Origin of the sequence: Gordonia sp. VNK21 (genome assembly GCF_046098115.1) — a bacterium.
Taxonomy (GTDB): Bacteria; Actinomycetota; Actinomycetes; order Mycobacteriales; family Mycobacteriaceae; genus Gordonia.
In genome coordinates this window covers 498,371-515,924 of the sequence record NZ_JBJURU010000001.1, presented here as the reverse complement: position 1 = coordinate 515,924, position 17,554 = coordinate 498,371, and the positions used below count along the sequence as shown (strand labels likewise).

Sequence of the window (17,554 nt, the reverse complement as noted above, 5' to 3'; positions counted from 1 at the left end):
GGCCGCGGAGGCCGCGGTCACCGCCAGCCAGACGGCGCCGAGCCCGGCCACAGCTCCCCAGCCGTCGGCGTCGAGCGTGCCGTCGACCAGGTCGGACAGCACGAAGACGCCGTAAGCGTCGAGGGCGGCGGCACCGATCATCGCCAGTGCGGCCAGGGTCAGCAACAGACGGGAACCGCGCACGTCGGGCGCGAAACGGGTGGCGGCGGTCAGCAGGGTCACCGGGGCCTCTTCTCAGCTGCGGCAGGGACGGGTGGAGGATGCGCGATGCCGACGGATCCGCCAGTCGGGGATGGCGGATCCGTCGGCCTCTTCACGGCAGTGTGGTCAGACCCACTGCCAGATCCAGCGGTGCTGGCGGCGATCCCAGGTGCGAACCCGCCGGCGCCGGTGGGGCTGCTGCTGCCGGTGGCCGTTGCGGTTGTTCTGCGGGTTCCGATGTGCCATGCTCTGCTCCTTCGTTATCACGTCCAACAACCGAAGTCGTTGGGTGGCAACGTGTCTCATCTCGTTGCCGACAAGAACGAAGGTATGGGGCGGAACTGGCGGGGGCCTTGGCCGCAGCTGTCAGGCGCCTGTCAACCGAAAACCGCCCCGGTGCGGGCGGTGGGCGGGCTCACTCGCAGGCGTTCACCCAGGCGGTGTCGCCGTCGGCGTAGGTCTCGTGCTTCCAGATGGGAACGCCGGTCTTGATCTCGTCGATCACCCGCGCACAGATCTCGAAGGCCTCGCCCCGGTGCGGAGCGGCCACACAGACCACCACCGCCAGTTCGCCGATCGCCAGATCGCCGATCCGGTGCACACCGGCCACCCGGACGTCGTCGGTACGGTGCCGTTCGAGCACCTCGGTGAGAAAGCGGCCGGCCTGCGGATGCGCGTGATAGCTGAGCGCGCTCACCCGGCGGCCGCCGTGGTGGTCGCGGACCACGCCGGTGAACGTGACCAGGGCGCCGTCGGCATCGGTGAGCACCGCGCGTTCCACGGCGCGCACGTCCAGCGGGTGCTCGCTGATCGGGTCCGGGTCAGACATGGTGCTCGTCTCCCGCATGCTCGGTGCCGTCGGCGAGTTCGAGCAGATGGGCGACGACGGGACCCAAGACGGCCAGTCCGTCGCGCACGCCGCCGGTGGATCCGGGCAGCGTCGCCAGGAAGGTGCCGCCGGCCAGTCCCGCCACGCCGCGGCTGAGGGACGCGAGCGGGGTCGCGTCCAGACCTCGGGCCCGCATCGCCTCGGCGATGCCGGGGATCGGGACGGTCAGTACGGCGGCGGCGGCCTCGGGAACCCGGTCGTCGCGGGTCGGGCCGGTGCCGCCGGTGGTGATCAGAACAGCCGGCCGATCGGCCAGTGCGGCGCTCAGCGCCGCGGGGAAGTCGGCGTCGGCCACCACCTGAACGCGCTGCACGGTCAGCCCCTGCGCGGTGAGCCACTCGGCGATCACCGGACCGGTCCGGTCGGTGCGGCGTCCCTGTGCGCTTCCGGTGGAGACGACCAGCACGACGGCCCGGCGGCCGGGATGCAGCGGCACGTTGTCGGCGGCGGCGGTCTCCGGTGCGTGTGCGGCGCGCTCGGCGAGAAAGCTCTCCCGTTCCCAATGGCCGTGCCGCCCACCGGTTTTCTGGTGCAGTCCCACCTCGGTGAGCTGTCCGGCCGGATCGAGCGCCTTGACCATGTCGTGCAGGGTCAGGCCGGCGACGGTGACCGCGGTGAGCGCCTCCATCTCCACCCCGGTCCGTCCGGTGGTCGAGGCGGTGGCGGTGATCTCGATCCGGTCCGCGCCCAGCTCGAAGTCGACGGCCACCTTGGACAGCGGCAGCGGATGGCACAGCGGGATGAGCTCCGAGGTGCGTTTGGCCCCGGCGATGCCGGCGATGCGGGCCGTGGCCAGCACATCGCCCTTGGGCGCGGCACCGCCGCGGATCGCGTCGATCACCGCAGCAGTGGTGACGAAGACGCCGCGGGCCACCGCGGTGCGGGCTGTGACCGGTTTGCCGCCCACGTCCACCATGGCCGCAGTCCCGTCGGCACGCAGATGGGTCAGCCCGGCCGGCCCGGGATCCGGATTCAGCTCATCGGCCACAGGGTCACCTCCGCACCCGCGGGCAGTTCGGTGACCTCCGCGTCGATCTCGATCAGGACGTCGGCGGCGGCCGCCGTGACCGCCAGGTGGCTGCCCGGCCCGCCGTGTGCGACCACCCCGCCGGACGTCCGGTAGCCGCGCCGGAACTGCGTCTTGCCGGGCACCGAGGTCAGCGGAGCCGTCAGCCGGCCGCGCTCGGTGGGAATCGGCGGCAGTCCGCTCAGCGCGCGCAGGGAGTCGCGCAGCAGCACCTCGAACGAGACCAGCACGCTCACCGGGTTCCCCGGGAAGCAGCACACCGGGACGCCCTTCCACTCGGCGATGCCCTGCGGTCCGCCGGGCTGCATGGCCACCGGGCCGAACTCACCGGTGCCCGCCAGGGTCTGCCGTACCGGCTCGCGTTCGCCCATCGAGATCCCGCCCGAGGTGAGCACCAGGTCGGCCCCGTCGACGGCCCGGTCGAGGGCGGTGGCCAGCGCTCCCGGCTCGTCCCCGGCGCAACCGGCCGAGCCGACGACGGCGCCGTTGGCCCGGCAGAGGGCGGCCAGCGTGACGGCATTGGATTCATAGATCTGGCCCGGCTGCAGCGGCGTGCCGGGTGGGACCAGTTCGCTGCCGGTGGAGATCACGGCGACCACGGGCCGGCGGACCACGTCGACCTCGCCGACGCCGCAGGCCGCCAGCGCACCGAGGTGCCGGGCCGCCAGCACAGTGTTCTCGGTCACCACCGGCTCGCCGGAGCTCACGTCCTCGCCGGGGGAGCGGACGAACTCGCCGGCCGACGGCAGCCGGTCGAAGCGCACCCGGCCGTCCTGCTCGACGGAGTGCTCCACCTGGATCACCGCGTCGGCCCCGTCCGGCAGCGGGGCGCCGGTCATGATGGCCATCGCCGCACCCGGCGGCAGCGTCCGTCGCTGCACGTCGCCGGCAAAGATCCGGCCGGCCACCTGCACGGACGCGGTGCCGTCGAGGTCGGCGACCCGGACGGCGAACCCGTCCATCGCCGAATTCGCGAACGGCGGAAGCGTCACCGGAGCGGTGACGTCGCGAGCAGTGACCCGGCCCAGCGCCGCGCCGACCGGCAGCGTCTCGGCTTCGCGGCGAGCGCCGAGAGCGTCGAGAACGGCGGCGACGGCGGCACGATGGTCGGCTATCGGGCGACGATTCACACCGTCCAGCCTAACGGCTCACCGCCGGGCAACAGCCCGCGATCGGCGGTGCGCGTTGCTAGCCTGGGAGTGTGAACGTTGTCGTCGGCCCGCACACGGACACCGCCTCGGGGGAGACGGTCCGTTCGGCGCTGACGGCGACTCCCGGACTGGTCGATTCCCACGGCCGGCGCGCCCGCGACCTGCGGATCTCGCTGACCCAGGCCTGCACGCTCCGCTGCCACTACTGCATGCCCGCCGAAGGCCTGCCGCTGATGCCGCGCGAGGAGCTGCTCTCGGCGGACGAGGTGGTGCGACTGGTGGACGTGGGCGTGGGCGAGCTGGGGATCGAGGAGATCCGGCTCACCGGCGGCGAACCCCTGGTCCGCAAAGACCTCGAGCAGCTGGTGGCCGCGATCCGCGAGCACCACGAGCACCTGCCGATCGCGCTGACCACCAACGGCATCGGCCTGGCCCGGCGCGCAACGGCTCTGGCGGCGGCCGGGCTGAGCCGGATCAACATCTCCCTCGACACCGTCGACCCCGCACAGTTCGCGACGATCACCCGGCGCGACCGGCTCGGCGATGTGATCGCCGGGATCGACGCCGCCGTCGCCGCCGGTCTGCAGCCGGTGAAGATCAACGCCGTCGCCCTGCGTGAAACCCTTTCTCGCGCACCGGAACTGCTGAGATGGTGCCTGGATCGGGGGCTGCGTCTGCGATTCATCGAGGCGATGCCGCTGGATGCGGACGCGACCTGGGACGCCCGCACCTATGTGACTGCGGCCGAGGTGCTGGCTGTCCTCGGCGAGTACCACGACCTGACGCCCGTCGGCCGCGACGATCCCGGCGCCCCGGCCGAACTCTGGCAGGTCGACGGGGGACCGGGCACCGTCGGCATCATCGCCTCGATGAGCCGGTCTTTCTGCGGTACCTGCGACCGCACCCGGATCACCGCCGAGGGCCGGGTGCGACCGTGCCTGTTCTCCGACGACGAGATCGACCTGCGGGCCGTACTGCGTTCCGGCGGTGATGATGCCGATCTCGCCCGGGCCTGGCGCGCCGTCACCTGGCGTAAATCCGCCGGCCACCAGCCCGCTGCGGTGCTGGCACATCCGAGGCGGTCGATGGGAGCCATCGGTGGCTGAGCACACGGTGACCGTGACGTATTTCGCCGGCCTCGTCGACCGCACCGGCTGCCGTCGTGAGGAACTGCGTCTGACCACGGCCACGGTCGCCGGGCTGCGCGCGGCCGTGGCGGCGCGCCACGGTGAACGGGCGGGTGCGCTCGCACAGGTCAGCACTGTGCTCGACGGGGAGGAGATGCGCCGGGAACCCGGTGATCGGATCGGCGCTGTCGTAGACTTACTCCCGCCCTTCGCGGGCGGCTGATTCGTCCGCGCCCATCGATCCAGGAGTGACGAACATGAAGTGGCGCAAGGTATTCGCAGCGACGGCGGCCATGGCCGCACTGACCCTGACCGCGGGTGCGGTCACCGCGTGCTCGTCGGACGACGACAACGGCGGAACGCTGCGGGTGATGGCGGCGGCCTCGCTCGTGGACGTGATGGATCCCCTCTCCGATGCGTACCGGGACAGCCACGACGGTACCGACGTCAAGGTGGACGCCGCCGCCTCCTCGGCGCTGGTGCAGCGGCTCAAGTCCGGCGCCCCGGCCGATGTGCTGATCACCGCCGACACCACCACCATGGACCAGGCGGTGCAGGACGGCCTGGTCTCCGACCCGGTGATCGTCGCCACCAACAAGCTGGTGATCGTGGTGCCGAAGGGCAACCCGGGCGAGGTGACCGGGCTCGACTTCTTCACCCAGGCCGGGAACCGTTCGGTGATCTGCGCCAGCGAGGTGCCGTGCGGACGGGCCGCGGAGAAGGCGATCACCGCGATCGGCGGACAGGCGCATCCGGTCAGCCGCGCCGTGGACGTGCGGGCCGCACTGGGCTCGGTGACCAGCGGCGAGGCCGATGCGGCCCTGGTGTACCAGACCGATGCGGCCTCGGCCGGCGACAAGGTGGAGATCATCGAGATTCCGGACGCCCCGGTGAACGAGTATCCGGCGGCCTCACTCTCGGACTCCGGCCGGGAGTTCGTGGAACTGCTGACGTCCGAGCAGGGCAAGAAGATCCTCACGGACGCCGGTTTCGGCACGCCGTGACCCTCTGCGGACGAATTCCGTTCCGGTGAAACGACTTCCCACGGCGCTGACCGGGCTGGGGGCACTCGGCGTGGCGGTCATCATCGCCCCGCTGATCGCGCTCGCCTGGGCCGCGCCGTGGGATCGTATCGTCAGCCTGCTCACCACCCGGACCGCCCTGTCGGCGCTGGGCCTGTCGCTGGGCGCTGCGGCCCTGGCCACCGTCTTCGCCCTGCTGCTGGGGGTGCCGCTGTCGGCGCTGCTGGCCAACGGCGAGGCCCGCTTCGCCCGCTACGTGCGGCTGCTGGTGGTGATTCCGATGGTGATGCCGCCGGTGGTGATCGGCACCGCCCTGCTGACGCTGCTCGGCCGGCGAGGACTGCTCGGCCAATACCTCGACGCCTGGTTCGGCTGGACGCCCACCTACACGTTCTGGGCGGTGGTGATCGCGCAGCTGGTGGTCGCCATGCCCTTCCTGGTAGTCAGCGTGGAGGCGGCACTGCGGGCGCGCAGCATCGAGGCCGAGGAGTCGGCCTACACCCTGGGCGCGAGCAAGCTCACCACCTTTCTGCGCATCACTCTGCCGGAGATCCGGCCGGGCATCTTCGCCGGCGCGGTGATGTGCTTCGCGCGGGCGCTCGGCGAGTTCGGCGCCACCGTCACCTTCGCCGGCAACGTCGAAGGCGTCACCCAGACCATGCCGCTCGCGATCTATCTGTCGCTGCAGCGTGACGAAGAGTCCGCGATCGCCATGGCCGTGGGCCTGGTGGTGCTGTCGGTGATCGTGCTGATCGGCATGCGCAGCCGCTGGATGCCGGCGATCAGCTCCTGACCGCGCCGCCGCTGTGACCTGCGGCACCGCGGATACCCGCTTCTCACACCGTCGTCCGGCCTCCGGTGAGCATCTGATTACCTTGCGGTGACCGCTGCGGGCGGGCCGGGAAACACAACACCCCTAGTTTGGGGACAACCCGGCGCAGTCCAGCGAAGCGAAATGAAGGAGCGACACCGTGCGGCTCAAGAGATCTCACACCCTCACCGACTGGGACCCCGAGGACGTCGAAGCGTGGAACAACGGCGGATCGGCGATCGCCCGGCGCAACCTGATCTGGTCGGTGCTGGCCGAACACGTCGGCTTCTCGGTGTGGTCGTTGTGGTCGGTGATGGTGCTGTTCATGCCCACCGACGTCTACGGCATCTCGCTCGGGGACAAGTTCCTGATCGGCGCCGTCGCCACCCTCGCCGGCTCGCTGCTGCGTCTGCCGTACACCATGGCGACCAGCCGTTTCGGCGGCCGCAACTGGACGGTCTTCTCCGCGGCCGTGCTGATCGTCCCGGTGGTCGCCACCATCGTGCTGCTGGCCAATCCGGGACAGCCGCTGTGGATGTACCTGGTGGTCGCCGCGCTCACCGGTGTCGGCGGCGGTAACTTCGCCTCGTCGATGACCAACATCAACAACTTCTATCCGCAGCGGCTCAAGGGCTGGGCGCTGGGCCTGAACGCCGGCGGCGGCAACCTGGGGGTGCCGGCCGTCCAGTTGCTGGGGCTGCTGGTGATCGCCTTGGCGGGCAACCGCGAGCCGTACTGGGTCTGTGCCTTCTACCTGGTGGCACTGGTGATCGCCGCCGTCGGTGCGGCCTTGTTCATGGACAACGTGGACGGCCCCGGCGTGGATCTGCAGGCTATGCGGGCCGCGGTGCGCAACAAGCACACCTGGGTGATCGCGCTGCTGTACATCGGTACCTTCGGCTCGTTCATCGGCTTCTCGTTCGCCTTCGGCCAGATGCTGGCGGTCAACTTCCGCGATCAGGGCCAGAGCGCCGCCGACGCCTCGCTGCACGCCGCGCAGATCGCGTTCATCGGCCCGCTGCTCGGCTCCATCAGCCGGGTGTACGGAGGCAAGCTCGCCGATCGCTTCGGCGGCAGCGTGGTGACCCTGCTGGTCTTCGTGGGCATGATCGGTGCGGGCGTGATCCTGCTCGCCGGATCCGGATCGATCGGGATCGCGGTGGTCGGCTTCATCATCCTGTTCCTGCTGTCGGGGATGGGCAACGGCTCGGTCTACAAGATGATCCCGTCGATCTTCGACGCCGCCTCCCGTTCGCTGCCGCTCGACGAGGCCGGCCGTACCGCGTACTCGCGGTCGATGTCCGGTGCGGTGATCGGTATCGCCGGCGCGGTCGGCGGTCTCGGCGGAGTGGGCATCAACCTGGTGCTGCGCCAGTCGTACTCGGCCAGCGGCACCGCCACCGCCGCCTTCGTGGTGTTCGCCGTCTTCTATGCGATCGCCGCGCTGGTCACCTGGCGGGTGTACCTGGCGGTTCCCAAGGATGCACCGGCCGTCTCCGATCCTGCGCCCGCGGCATCTGCGAAACTGGGTTCATGACGAGCAGCGCCGAACGGTCGACCCCGCCCTCGCTGGCGGGGTTCACCGTTGCCATCACGGCTGCCCGTCGGGCCGACGAGTTCACCGCGCTGCTCCAGCGGCGCGGTGCTCGCGTGCGTTCGGCCGCCGCCATCACCATGGTGCCGCTGCCCGACGACGACGGCCTGCGCCAGATCACCGATGCGCTGATCGCCGACCCGCCCGACATGCTGATCGCCACCACAGGGATCGGTTTCCGCGGCTGGATCGAAGCCGCCGACGGCTGGGGGCTGGCCGACGATCTGCTGGCGGCCTTCGCCGGCGCGCGGGTGATCTCGCGCGGACCCAAGGCGACCGGGGCGCTGCGCGCGGCCGGACTGCGCGAGGAATGGTCCCCGCAGTCCGAGTCCTCGGCCGAGGTGCTCTCGCATCTGCAGGGCGACGATCTGGCCGGCCTGCGGGTGGCGGTGCAGCTGCACGGCGCCACCGATGAGTGGGATCCCAACCCGGGTTTCGTCGACGGACTGATCGATCTCGGCGCCGATGTGGTGGGCGTGCCGGTGTACCGCTGGAAGGCCCCCGACGATCCGGCGCCGCTCGACGCCCTGATCACCGGGGTCTGCGCCGGCGAGGTGGACGCGATCACCTTCACCTCCGCGCCGGCGGTGGCCTCGGTGCTGCTGCGTGCGGAGGGGATCGGGCTGGCCGGCCCGTTGCGGGAGGCGCTCGCCGAGACGGTGGTCGTCTACTGCGTGGGCCCGGTGACCGCGGCGCCGCTCGAGGACATCGGCATCGCCAGCGTGCAACCCGACCGGATGCGTCTGGGGGCGCTGGCCAGGTTGGTGGCCGACGATCTGCCGCGCCGTCGTCCGGAGCTCGACGTGGCCGGGCACGCACTCGGTGTCCGGGCCGGCTCCGTGGTGGTCGACGGTGCGGTGGTCGACCTCTCGGCCACCTCGCTGGCACTGCTCAAAGCGCTCGCCGAGCGGCCCGGGGAGGTGCTCTCGCGGGAGGACCTGCTCACCGTGCTGCCGGCCGCCGGCGATGATCCGCACGCCGTCGAGGTGGCGATCGGCCGGCTGCGCGGTGCGCTGGGAGTCCGGGAGCTGATCGCCACCGTGGTCAAACGGGGGTACCGGCTCGCCGTCTGAGCCGACGGGGGACTGCGGCGACGGGGACGACTGCGACGACGGGGACGACTGCGGCGCCGGGACGACTGCGACGAGGGGCGCCCGCCGACGATCCTGCGAGGATCATCGGCGGGCGCCCGTCGTTTCAGCTCTGCCCCGGCCGGCGGAGGTATCAGCTCGAAGCCGCCAGCCGGGGAGTCCACTCGGCGGCCGCCCGCAGGCCCGGCGAGGTGGATCGGGACCGGGCGCAGGCCAGGTCGACGATCCGCGGGTGCAGTCCGAGTGGAGCGGCGACGACGTCGGCGCCGCAGTCATGGAGACGGCGCTGGAAGAGCCCGTCGGCCAGAAGGTAGGACGCCACGGCGATCCGGCCAGGACCGCGGGTGCGCAGGCCGGCCACCACCTCGGCGACGGCCGGATACCCGGAGCCGTCGGCGGCGGGGGCGGCGAAGCCGATCCGCACCTGGGTGCCGAGGCAGCGCTGCAGGTCACCGGCCGCCGACTCGACGTCGCGCACCGCCCGCGCATCCGAGGATCCCGCGGCGGCCAGCACCACGGTGTCGCCGGGACGGTATCCGGCGGCGGCGAGACGGTGGGCGAGCACCTCGGCGAGCACCGGTGACGGCCCGAGCGCCCGGCTCACCGTCGCCCGCGGATGTGCGGCGTCGGCGAGATGGCCGGGGATGTCGGCGCGCACGTGATAGCCGCGGGCCAGGAAGGCCGGAACCACCGCGATGTGCTGGTCGTCGGGCAGCTCCGTGAGCACCTGCGAGGGGCTCGGGCCGAGGACGTCGACAAAGGCCACCCGCACCGGATGCCGGAGCTGTCGCGACATCAGCTGGGCCAGATCGCCGATCATGGAGACGCCCGCCGGATTGCGGGTACCGTGTGCCACGAGCAGCGTGCCGGCGGTCATGACGCGACCACCGCGGAGTCGGGATCGAGGGTCGGCGGCGCCGGACGGTAGCCGAACCGGATCTCCGGGGAGTTGGCGACGAAGACCGTGCCGTCCAGACCGATTCTGGTGCCGTACACCGGAATCCGCACACCGTCGGCGTCGAGGCAGCGGCCGTCGAGGAGACTGAAGGCCTGCTTCTTGAGCGGGGACTGCACCACCGGGAAGCCGGCCCGGTCGCCGACGATGCCGCGGGAGAGGACGGCGGCGCGGCCGATCGGGTCGATGTTGCCCACGGCGCGGAGCGAGTCGTCGGCGAGACGGAACAGCGCCACCTGAGCGTTGTCCGGCAGCAGCACAGCCACCCCGCGAAGCGGTTCGAGCGCCGAGATGTGGCAGGCCGCGGTCCAGTCCCGGGTCCAGCGGTGCAGGTCGAAGTTGAGGGTCATGGCTGTTTACTCCTCACCGGAGATCGATCCGGCCGGAGCCGGCATGGACGGTTCGCCGAGCAGCACCGGCACCTTGCGGCCGTGGTGCTCGCGGAAACTGACGGTGGGGTCAGGGACCCCGGGGGCGTTGACGAAGGAGTTGAAGCGGGCCAGCTTCTCCGGATCGTCGAGCACGCCCTTCCACTCGTCCTGGTAGCCGGCCACGTGGCGGGCCATGTCGGCTTCGAAATCGGCGGCCAGCCCCAGGCTGTCGTCGATCACGACCTCCTTGAGCCGGTCCAGGCCGCCGTCGAGGGCCTCGAGCCAGGGGGCGGTGCGCTGCAACCGGTCGGCGGTGCGGATGTAGTACATCAGGAAGCGGTCGATGTACTTGACCAGCGTCTCCGAGTCCAGATCACCGGCCAGCAGCTGCGCGTGCTTGGGTGTCATGCCGCCGTTGCCCGCCACGTACAGGTTCCAGCCCGATTCGGTGGCGATCACCCCCACGTCCTTGCCGCGGGCCTCGGCGCATTCCCGGGCGCAGCCGGACACGCCCATCTTGATCTTGTGCGGCGAACGCAGGCCGCGGTAGCGCAGCTCCAGGTCGATGGCCATCTGCACCGAGTCCTGCTGGCCGTAGCGGCACCAGTCGGTGCCCACGCAGCTCTTGACCGTGCGCAGCGACTTGCCGTAGGCGTGCCCGGACTCCATGCCGCCGTCCACCAGCCGCCGCCAGATCTCCGGCAGCTGGTCCACGGTGGCGCCGAACATGTCGATCCGCTGGCCGCCGGTGATCTTGGTGTACAGCCCGTAGTCGCGGGCGATCTCGCCGATCAGGATCAGGTGTTCGGGGGTGATGTCGCCGCCGGGCACCCGGGGCACCACCGAGTAGGTGCCGTTGCGCTGCATGTTGGCCAGGAAGCGGTCGTTGGTGTCCTGCAGCGAGGCCTGCTCGCCGGTGAGGATGTGATCCGAGCTGGTCGACGCCAGGATGGAGGCCACGGTCGGCTTGCAGATGTCGCAGCCGGTGCCGGTGCCGAAGCGTTCGATCAGCCCGGAGAAGGTGCGGATGCCCGAGGCCCGGACGAGTTCGAAGAGCTCGGCGCGGGAGGCCTCGAAGTGCTCGCACAGGGCGGTGGACTGCTCCACGCCGGCCGCATCGAGGACCTGGGAGAGCAGCGGCACACACGAGCCGCAGGCGGTGCCGGCCCCGGTGCACTTCTTCAGGTCGGCGACGGTGCACGCGCCGTCGGCGATCGCCGAGCACAGTGTGCCCTTGCTGACGTCGTTGCAGGAGCAGATCTGCGCGTCGTCGGGCAGCGAGCCCACACCCAGGGCGGGGGCGCCGTCGGTGGCGGGGGAGATCAGGCTCACCGGGTCGCCGGGCAGCGAGGAGCCGACCAGCGGGCGCAGCATGCCGTACGACGAGGCATCGCCGACCAGCACACCGCCGAGCAGAGTGCTGGCGTCGTCGGAGAGCACCAGCTTGGCGTAGGTGCCGCCGATCGGATCGCTCACCACCACCGGCAGCGAGCCCTCGGTGGTGCCGTGTGCGTCGCCGAAGCTGGCCACATCCACCCCGAGCAGCTTGAGCTTGGTGGACATGTCCGCACCCGGGAAGGTCGCGTCGCCGCCGAGCAGCCGGTCGGCCACCACCTCGGCCGTGGCGTAGCCGGGGCCGACGAGACCGTAGCAGCGGCCCTCGATGGCGGCCACCTCGCCGATCGCGTAGATCGCCGGATCGCTGGTGACACAACTGGTGTCGGTGAGAATGCCGCCGCGCTCGGCCAGTGCCAGACCGGCCTCGCGGCCCAGCTCGTCGCGGGGGCGGACGCCGGCGGCGAAGACCAGCAGGCTGGGGGTGGCCACCGTCTCGTCGGCCAGGGTCACCGCCAGACCTCCGTCGTCGCCGGGGGCGATGGCCTTGGTGCCGGACGAGAGGGTGATGTCGATGCCCAGCTCGCCGATCATCCGGGCCAGGTGCTCACCGCCGGCCTCGTCCACCTGCTGCGGCATGAGGCGCGGATTCACCTCCACCACGTGCGGGCGCAGACCCAGCTGACGCAGCGCGTTGGCCGCCTCCAGGCCGAGCAGGCCGCCGCCGACCACCATGCCGGACGCGCCGGGGTCTCGCTGCAGGGCGGCTTCGGCGTCGGCCCGGATGTCGTCGAGGTCGTCGAGGGTGCGGTAGACGTGGCAGCCCGCGGTGTCGTGGCCGGGCACCGGCGGGACGAAGGCGTACGAGCCGGTGGCCAGCACCAGGGCGTCGTAGTCGGTGGCGGCGCCGTCGTCGGTGAGCACTCGGCGCCGGTCGGGTTCGATCGCGGTGACCTTCGCGCCGGTGCGCACGGTGACCGCGTCGTCGCCGGCGTATTCGTTGCCGGGCAGGGCGAGAGACGAACGCTCCCACTCGCCGACGTAGCTGGACAGGCCGACCCGGTCGTAGGCGAGGTCGGCTTCCTCGCCGAAGACCACGACGCGCCAGAGGTTGTCGGTGTCCCGGGTGCGCAGTGCTTCGACGAAGCGGTGGCCGACCATTCCGTGGCCGACGACAACGACGGTCTTGATCATCGCTGCTGTCCTTTCCTACCGAGGTGTGAGCCTCTTGTGAGCTGATGAAAGCCACGGTAGGAAGTCGGTGTTGCCGGAACGTTGCCGCGAATGTAGCGCCGATGTCACCTCTGCCGCACAGTGCGAACGAGAGTGCTGTGAGGGGTCGATCGGGCTGTGACCGGCTCGTTCAGCGAAGCCTTTCGACGGCTGCGTCACTGCCGGCGGGCGGGATCAGGGCCAGACCGCGGAAGCCGACGGCCGAGGCCAGATGGCCGGTGCCGCGGCCGGCCGTCGCCTGCCAGCGGCCGTGCCCGTCGGGTTCGACGGGCAGCACCCGCCAACGGTTCGGCAGCGTCAGGTTCTCCACCCCGGCCACGTCGATCGACTCGGCGGCCCGCGGCGCGGCCCCGGTGCGGGCGGCCACGACGGTCGGGGCGATCAGGGCGGCGCCGGCCACCGCGGCGAGCGGGTTGCCGCCCAGCCCGATGATCGCGGTGCCGTCCGGCAGGCGCGCGGCGAGCAGGGATCCGCCGGGCCGCATGGTGATGCCGTCGACGATCAGCTCGGCGTCCGCGGTGTCGAGCGCAGTGCGCAAGCGGTCGGCGATCCCGTGTCCGGTGGCCCCGATCACCACGATCAGGTCGGGGGTCTCGGCGGCAGGCCCGGCGGTGGCGTCCGGGACCTGGCCCAGAGCGTCCGCGAAGTCGGCGGCGGTGTCGGTGAGGTGTCCGCCGTGGCGGACCCGCACGCCCAGTTCGGTGAGCAGGGCCGCGACCGGACCGGATGCCGTGTCGGGAACCTGACCGGGTCCCGGTTCGGTGGTCGCGTCCGCGGTGATCTCGTCGCCGGAGGTGTACAGCACGGCCTGCAGTGGTCCGCGTACAGCGGCTGCGGCGACACCGGCCGAGCGGGCCACCGAGACCACTGTGGCGTCGACGACGGTGCCGGCCGGTGCGAGTTCGGTGCCGGCGGTCCAGGCGCTGCCGCGCCGGCGGGTGTCGTCGCGGCCGGAACCGGTCTCACGGAGAAGCTCGCCGTCGACGGCGATCTCCTCGTGCCGGATCACCCGGTCGGCGCCGCCGGGCAGTGCCGCGCCGGTGGCGATCACGGCGGCCGTCCCGGGGGCGAGGGGAGGGCTGTGCAGGTGCCCGGCCGCGCGGGGAGCGTCGACCAGCGCCCACGGACCGTCGCCGGCCACCGCGTAGCCGTCCATCGCCGAGGCATCGAAGGGCGGGAAATCGGTGGCGGCGCAGAGGCTTTCGGCGAGTGCCGCGCCGAGGGCGCCGGCGAGGAGAGCCTCGGACGACGGGACCGGATCGAGCGCGGCGGCCAGCCGCCGGCGGGCCGCGCCGGGATCGAGACGGCCGGGGCGGTGCCGGCGGCGGGCCTGTGTGAGTTCGTCTTCGGTGTCGACGTCGGCGGTGCCGGTGAGCAACAGGACGGCTGCGCCGGGCGGGATCAGCGGCGCGATGGCGGCGCCGTCGCGCCGCTGCAGTGCCGCACGCAGCACCTCCGTCCGCCACACGCTCAGCAGGTACTGCGGCCGGCCGGACTCGTCGGCGGCGAGGACCACCGGGGCGGTGCTGCTCTCGGCATGGGACAGGAGCGTCTCGACGGCGCCGGCGGTCAAGTCGGGCAGATCACCGGCGAGTACCGCGACCAGTGCGGGCGGCGCGGCGGTCCGGGCAGCGTCGAGGGCGGCCAGTCCGGCGGCGACGGCCGGTGCCGGACCGCCGTACGGCGGGTCCTCGCGGGTGTGCAGCACCCCGGCGGGGAGCTGCCGGTCCGGTCCGACGACCACCGTGGCCGCGGCGCCGTCGACGGCCTCGAGGACCACGTCGAGCAGACGCCGGCCACCGACGAGCGCAGCGGGTTTGTCGGCGCCGGACAGTCGCCGGGCCCGGCCGCCGGCCAGTACGACGGCGTCGTAGCGGACGGTCACGGCCCGACCGCCGGGGAGGTGCTCATAGTCATGACCCTAGGACATGCGCCACCCGTCCGGGACGGAGCCGGAATCAGTAGACGTCCCGCACATAGCGCTTCTCGGCGGCGAGGGAGCGGACGTAGGCGTCGGCGCTGGCCGGCGCGAGCCGGCCGTGTTCGGCGACGATCTGGTGCAGGGCGTCGTCGACGTCACGGGCCATCGCCGAGGCGTCGCCGCAGACGTAGATGTGCGCGCCGCGCTGGATCCACGACCAGAGCTCGTCGGCGCGCTCGAGCATCCGGTGCTGGACGTAGACCTTGTCGGCCTGGTCCCGGGAGAAGGCCAGCTCCAGCTCGGTGAGCAGACCATCGTCGCGGAAGCCCTCGAGCTCGTCGCGGTAGTAGAAGTCGGTGTCGCGGTGCTGTTCACCGAAGAACAGCCAGTTCTCGCCGGTGGCACCGGCGGCCGCCCGATCGTGCAGGAACCCGCGGAAGGGCGCCACCCCGGTGCCGGGGCCGATCATCACCATCGGCGCCGACGGATCCTCCGGCGGCCCGAAGTTCTTGTTGCGCTGGATGAAGATCCGCGCCGGCTCGGACTCGGGCAGGTCGGCGAGATAGCCGGAGCACACCCCCTGTCGGGAGCCGGCCGGTCCGTCGAAGCGGACGGTGGAGATGGTCGCCTCGACCCGGTCGGGGGTGGTCCGCGGACTCGACGAGATGGAATAGAGGCGTGGGGTCAGCTTGGGCAGCACCGCGATCCACTCCTCGGCGCTCGCCGTCACCGGGTAGTCGGCCAGCAGATCGACGGCCTGCTTGCCCCACGCCCAGTCGGCGATGTGCGAAGGCTCGTCGATCAGGGAGGTCAGTTCGGGGTCGTCGCGCCCGGCGTTCACCAGGGTCAGCAGTGCGGTGGTGATGCGGGCGATGTCGAGCCGGTCGGTCAGCGCCGCACGCAGCGGCATCATCTCGCCGTCCAGCCCCACCGCGGTCTGCCCGTCCAGCCCGGTGCGGTCGAGCCATTCGTCGACCAGCCCGGTGGCATTGCGGGGCCACACGCCGAGCGCATCGCCGGCGGTGTACTCCAGGGTGCCTGCCGGCAGCGCGAAGCCGATACGCCGGACCTGCTTGGCCGAGCCCTCGGCGCTGAGCACCTCATTGGTCACCATGGTGGTGACCAGCGGATTCTTCCGGGAGTACGCGGGGGTGGAGACCGGCGCCGACAGTTCTGCGGGGGCCCCACTCGCGGTGGTCTGATTCGCGGCGGGCCGGACGTCGGCGTCGGTGGCGTCGGCGCTCGTCTCCCCGTCGGTGGGCGCGGCGAGCGCCGTGATGACGGCGGAGAGCCAGGCCTGCGCCGTGTCCTCGTAGTCGGGCTCGCAGGCACCCCGCTCGGCGATGCGGACCGCACCGAGATGGTCGAGACGGCCGTCGAGTTTGCGGGCGAACCCGCAGAAGTCGGCATAGGACGAGTCGCCGAAGCCGAGTACTGCGAAACGCAGATCGGCCACGTCGTCGGCGGTGGCCGTGGCGAGCGAATCCCACAGCGCCAGTGCATTGTCCGGGGCGTCGCCGTCGCCGGTCGTCGCGACCAGGAACAGAATGTTCCCGCGCAGGGCATCGGGTGCCACGTGTTCGGCGCCGGTCAGGGTGACCGCGAAGCCGGCGTCGGTCAGCCGGCCGGCGCAGTCCTCCGCGAACTCCTCGGCGGTACCGGTCTGCGAGGCCCAGACCACCGTCACCGGGGTGGGGCCGGCCACCTCCCCCGACGTGGTGGCCGGCTCCGCACCGGTGCCGCCCGGGGGAGCAGCGAGCGCTGGGGCGCCGCCCGCGAGCGCCGTCCGGGAGAAGTATCCGGCCAGCACGCCGTCGGCCCAGGCCCGGGTGTCCTCGCGCAGCGGTGCGGCGGCCGGGATGGTCGGGACGGCGTCGGCCGGGGGATTGGCCACGATGCCGGCGACCAGACCGGACAGATAGGCGCGTTCGGCCTCCGACGGATCGGGGGTGGCGCCGCCGGAGAGCAGGGCGACCAGTGAGTCGAGGCCCGGCGCCGCGGCGGATGGTGCGGGGGCGTTGTCGGTGACGGTCATCGGCTCCGATTCGGTTGCGGGAGAGGTGGTTTTGCACAGTGATACCGCGCAGACCTTGAATTCCGGTTGCAGCGAGTCCGGATCCACGGCGTCGTTGGTGAGCGCGTTCACCGCGAGCAGAGTGCCGGCCGCGTCGCCCCAGTGCATGGGTACGAAGCACAGGCCCGGCACGATCGCGTCGGTGACCTTGGCGGGCAGGCGGGTGGTCACCGTGTGCTACTGGTTCTGGCCGGCCCACCGGTTCGAGTTGTTTGACTTAGGCAGCTCGAAGCAGCTCTAGGTAGGGCTGCTACGCCGCGACGTGCCGTAGCGGCTGCCGCTGTGCCACGTGGACCAGAGGGCGGCGCCGCTCCGCTTTGACGGGCGGTTCCAGTGGCTGCGCTAGCACGGCCCGGACACGAAGCATGGGTACGTGACCCCGCTGCGCCGGCCGTGAGACGAGCGCCACTTGCGCGAGTGGTTGCTGCGGCACCTAGGCCTGAGCGACGTTGGCCTTAAGTTCCAGACGCGCCATAGTGACACGTTTTGGTGGAGAGGGCGTTGGCTTAGCCTCGGCTACTGGCAGTGGCTGTTGCGGGGGCGTGGTAGGCGGCGCCGCGGCCCGGAGCTGAGTGACCAGCGGGACGAGAGGCCGCCGCGGTGGGGGCTAGGCAGCCTCCGGCTTGCGCGGATAGACAGGCCAGACCAGCGGCCGTAGCACCGGTTAGGGGGCCGGCTGCGGCAGGGCTGGTAGGGCCGGCGGCGTGGCGACGCGCTCCTGTGGGCCCGGACCCGGCTGCCGCACGACCGGC

14 protein-coding genes and 1 pseudogene are annotated in these 17,554 nt (G+C 71.8%); 6 read left to right on the top strand and 9 right to left on the bottom strand.

What is annotated here, in order from left to right; translation table 11 throughout:
- From ACJMNC_RS02550 to glp, 4 genes and pseudogenes are all read right to left on the bottom strand, one after another.
- Window positions 1–222 (bottom strand): annotated as a pseudogene (locus ACJMNC_RS02550) (ABC transporter ATP-binding protein); the annotation flags it as partial.
- Between the two features lie 394 nt (window positions 223–616).
- A complete protein-coding gene (locus tag ACJMNC_RS02545; protein ID WP_408946364.1) occupies window positions 617–1,030 on the bottom strand; it encodes a molybdenum cofactor biosynthesis protein MoaE in 414 nt (137 codons plus the stop codon).
- Window positions 1,023–2,078: a bifunctional molybdenum cofactor biosynthesis protein MoaC/MoaB gene (gene moaCB / locus ACJMNC_RS02540; protein WP_408946363.1), complete on the bottom strand. Its 1,056-nt coding sequence runs from the start codon at window positions 2,076–2,078 to the stop codon at window positions 1,023–1,025. The genes ACJMNC_RS02545 and moaCB overlap by 8 nt, the downstream gene beginning before the upstream one ends.
- On the bottom strand, window positions 2,063–3,247 hold the full coding sequence (glp, locus tag ACJMNC_RS02535; protein ID WP_408946362.1) for a gephyrin-like molybdotransferase Glp: 1,185 nt from the start codon (window positions 3,245–3,247) through the stop codon (window positions 2,063–2,065). The genes moaCB and glp overlap by 16 nt, the downstream gene beginning before the upstream one ends.
- Before the next feature lie 71 nt (window positions 3,248–3,318).
- Between glp and moaA the strand changes: the two genes are divergently transcribed.
- From moaA to ACJMNC_RS02505, 6 genes are all read left to right on the top strand, one after another.
- Complete coding sequence (gene moaA / locus ACJMNC_RS02530; RefSeq protein WP_408946361.1) at window positions 3,319–4,374, top strand: GTP 3',8-cyclase MoaA; 1,056 nt, start codon at window positions 3,319–3,321, stop codon at window positions 4,372–4,374.
- Entirely contained in the window at window positions 4,367–4,618 is a 252-nt protein-coding gene (locus ACJMNC_RS02525; RefSeq protein ID WP_408946360.1) for a MoaD/ThiS family protein, read from the top strand. Before moaA ends, ACJMNC_RS02525 begins: the two co-directional genes overlap by 8 nt.
- Window positions 4,619–4,652: 34 nt before the next feature.
- Window positions 4,653–5,399: a molybdate ABC transporter substrate-binding protein gene (modA, locus tag ACJMNC_RS02520; protein ID WP_408946359.1), complete on the top strand. Its 747-nt coding sequence runs from the start codon at window positions 4,653–4,655 to the stop codon at window positions 5,397–5,399.
- 25 nt (window positions 5,400–5,424) lie between these two features.
- Complete coding sequence (gene modB, locus ACJMNC_RS02515) at window positions 5,425–6,210, top strand: molybdate ABC transporter permease subunit (RefSeq protein WP_408946358.1); 786 nt, start codon at window positions 5,425–5,427, stop codon at window positions 6,208–6,210.
- 178 nt (window positions 6,211–6,388) lie between these two features.
- Complete coding sequence (locus ACJMNC_RS02510; protein WP_408946357.1) at window positions 6,389–7,765, top strand: MFS transporter; 1,377 nt, start codon at window positions 6,389–6,391, stop codon at window positions 7,763–7,765.
- Window positions 7,762–8,895, top strand: coding sequence for a uroporphyrinogen-III synthase (locus tag ACJMNC_RS02505; RefSeq protein WP_408946356.1), 1,134 nt, complete (start codon window positions 7,762–7,764; stop codon window positions 8,893–8,895). Before ACJMNC_RS02510 ends, ACJMNC_RS02505 begins: the two co-directional genes overlap by 4 nt.
- A gap of 151 nt (window positions 8,896–9,046) precedes the next feature.
- Here the strand turns inward: ACJMNC_RS02505 and ACJMNC_RS02500 are convergent, their stop codons facing one another.
- From ACJMNC_RS02500 to ACJMNC_RS02480, 5 genes are all read right to left on the bottom strand, one after another.
- A complete protein-coding gene (locus tag ACJMNC_RS02500; RefSeq protein ID WP_408946355.1) occupies window positions 9,047–9,790 on the bottom strand; it encodes a sirohydrochlorin chelatase in 744 nt (247 codons plus the stop codon).
- The gene (gene nirD, locus ACJMNC_RS02495) at window positions 9,787–10,218 is read right to left on the bottom strand and encodes a nitrite reductase small subunit NirD (RefSeq protein ID WP_408946354.1); all 432 of its coding nucleotides are present in this window, start codon (window positions 10,216–10,218) and stop codon (window positions 9,787–9,789) included. The genes ACJMNC_RS02500 and nirD overlap by 4 nt, the downstream gene beginning before the upstream one ends.
- Before the next feature lie 6 nt (window positions 10,219–10,224).
- Window positions 10,225–12,768: a nitrite reductase large subunit NirB gene (nirB, locus tag ACJMNC_RS02490; RefSeq protein ID WP_408946353.1), complete on the bottom strand. Its 2,544-nt coding sequence runs from the start codon at window positions 12,766–12,768 to the stop codon at window positions 10,225–10,227.
- 169 nt (window positions 12,769–12,937) lie between these two features.
- Window positions 12,938–14,692 (bottom strand): NTP transferase domain-containing protein, encoded by a 1,755-nt coding sequence (locus tag ACJMNC_RS02485; RefSeq protein WP_408946352.1) that lies wholly within the window; start codon window positions 14,690–14,692, stop codon window positions 12,938–12,940.
- A 73-nt stretch (window positions 14,693–14,765) separates the two neighbouring features.
- Window positions 14,766–16,973 (bottom strand): flavodoxin domain-containing protein, encoded by a 2,208-nt coding sequence (locus tag ACJMNC_RS02480; RefSeq protein ID WP_408946351.1) that lies wholly within the window; start codon window positions 16,971–16,973, stop codon window positions 14,766–14,768.
- Between the last annotated feature and the right edge of the window lie 581 nt (window positions 16,974–17,554).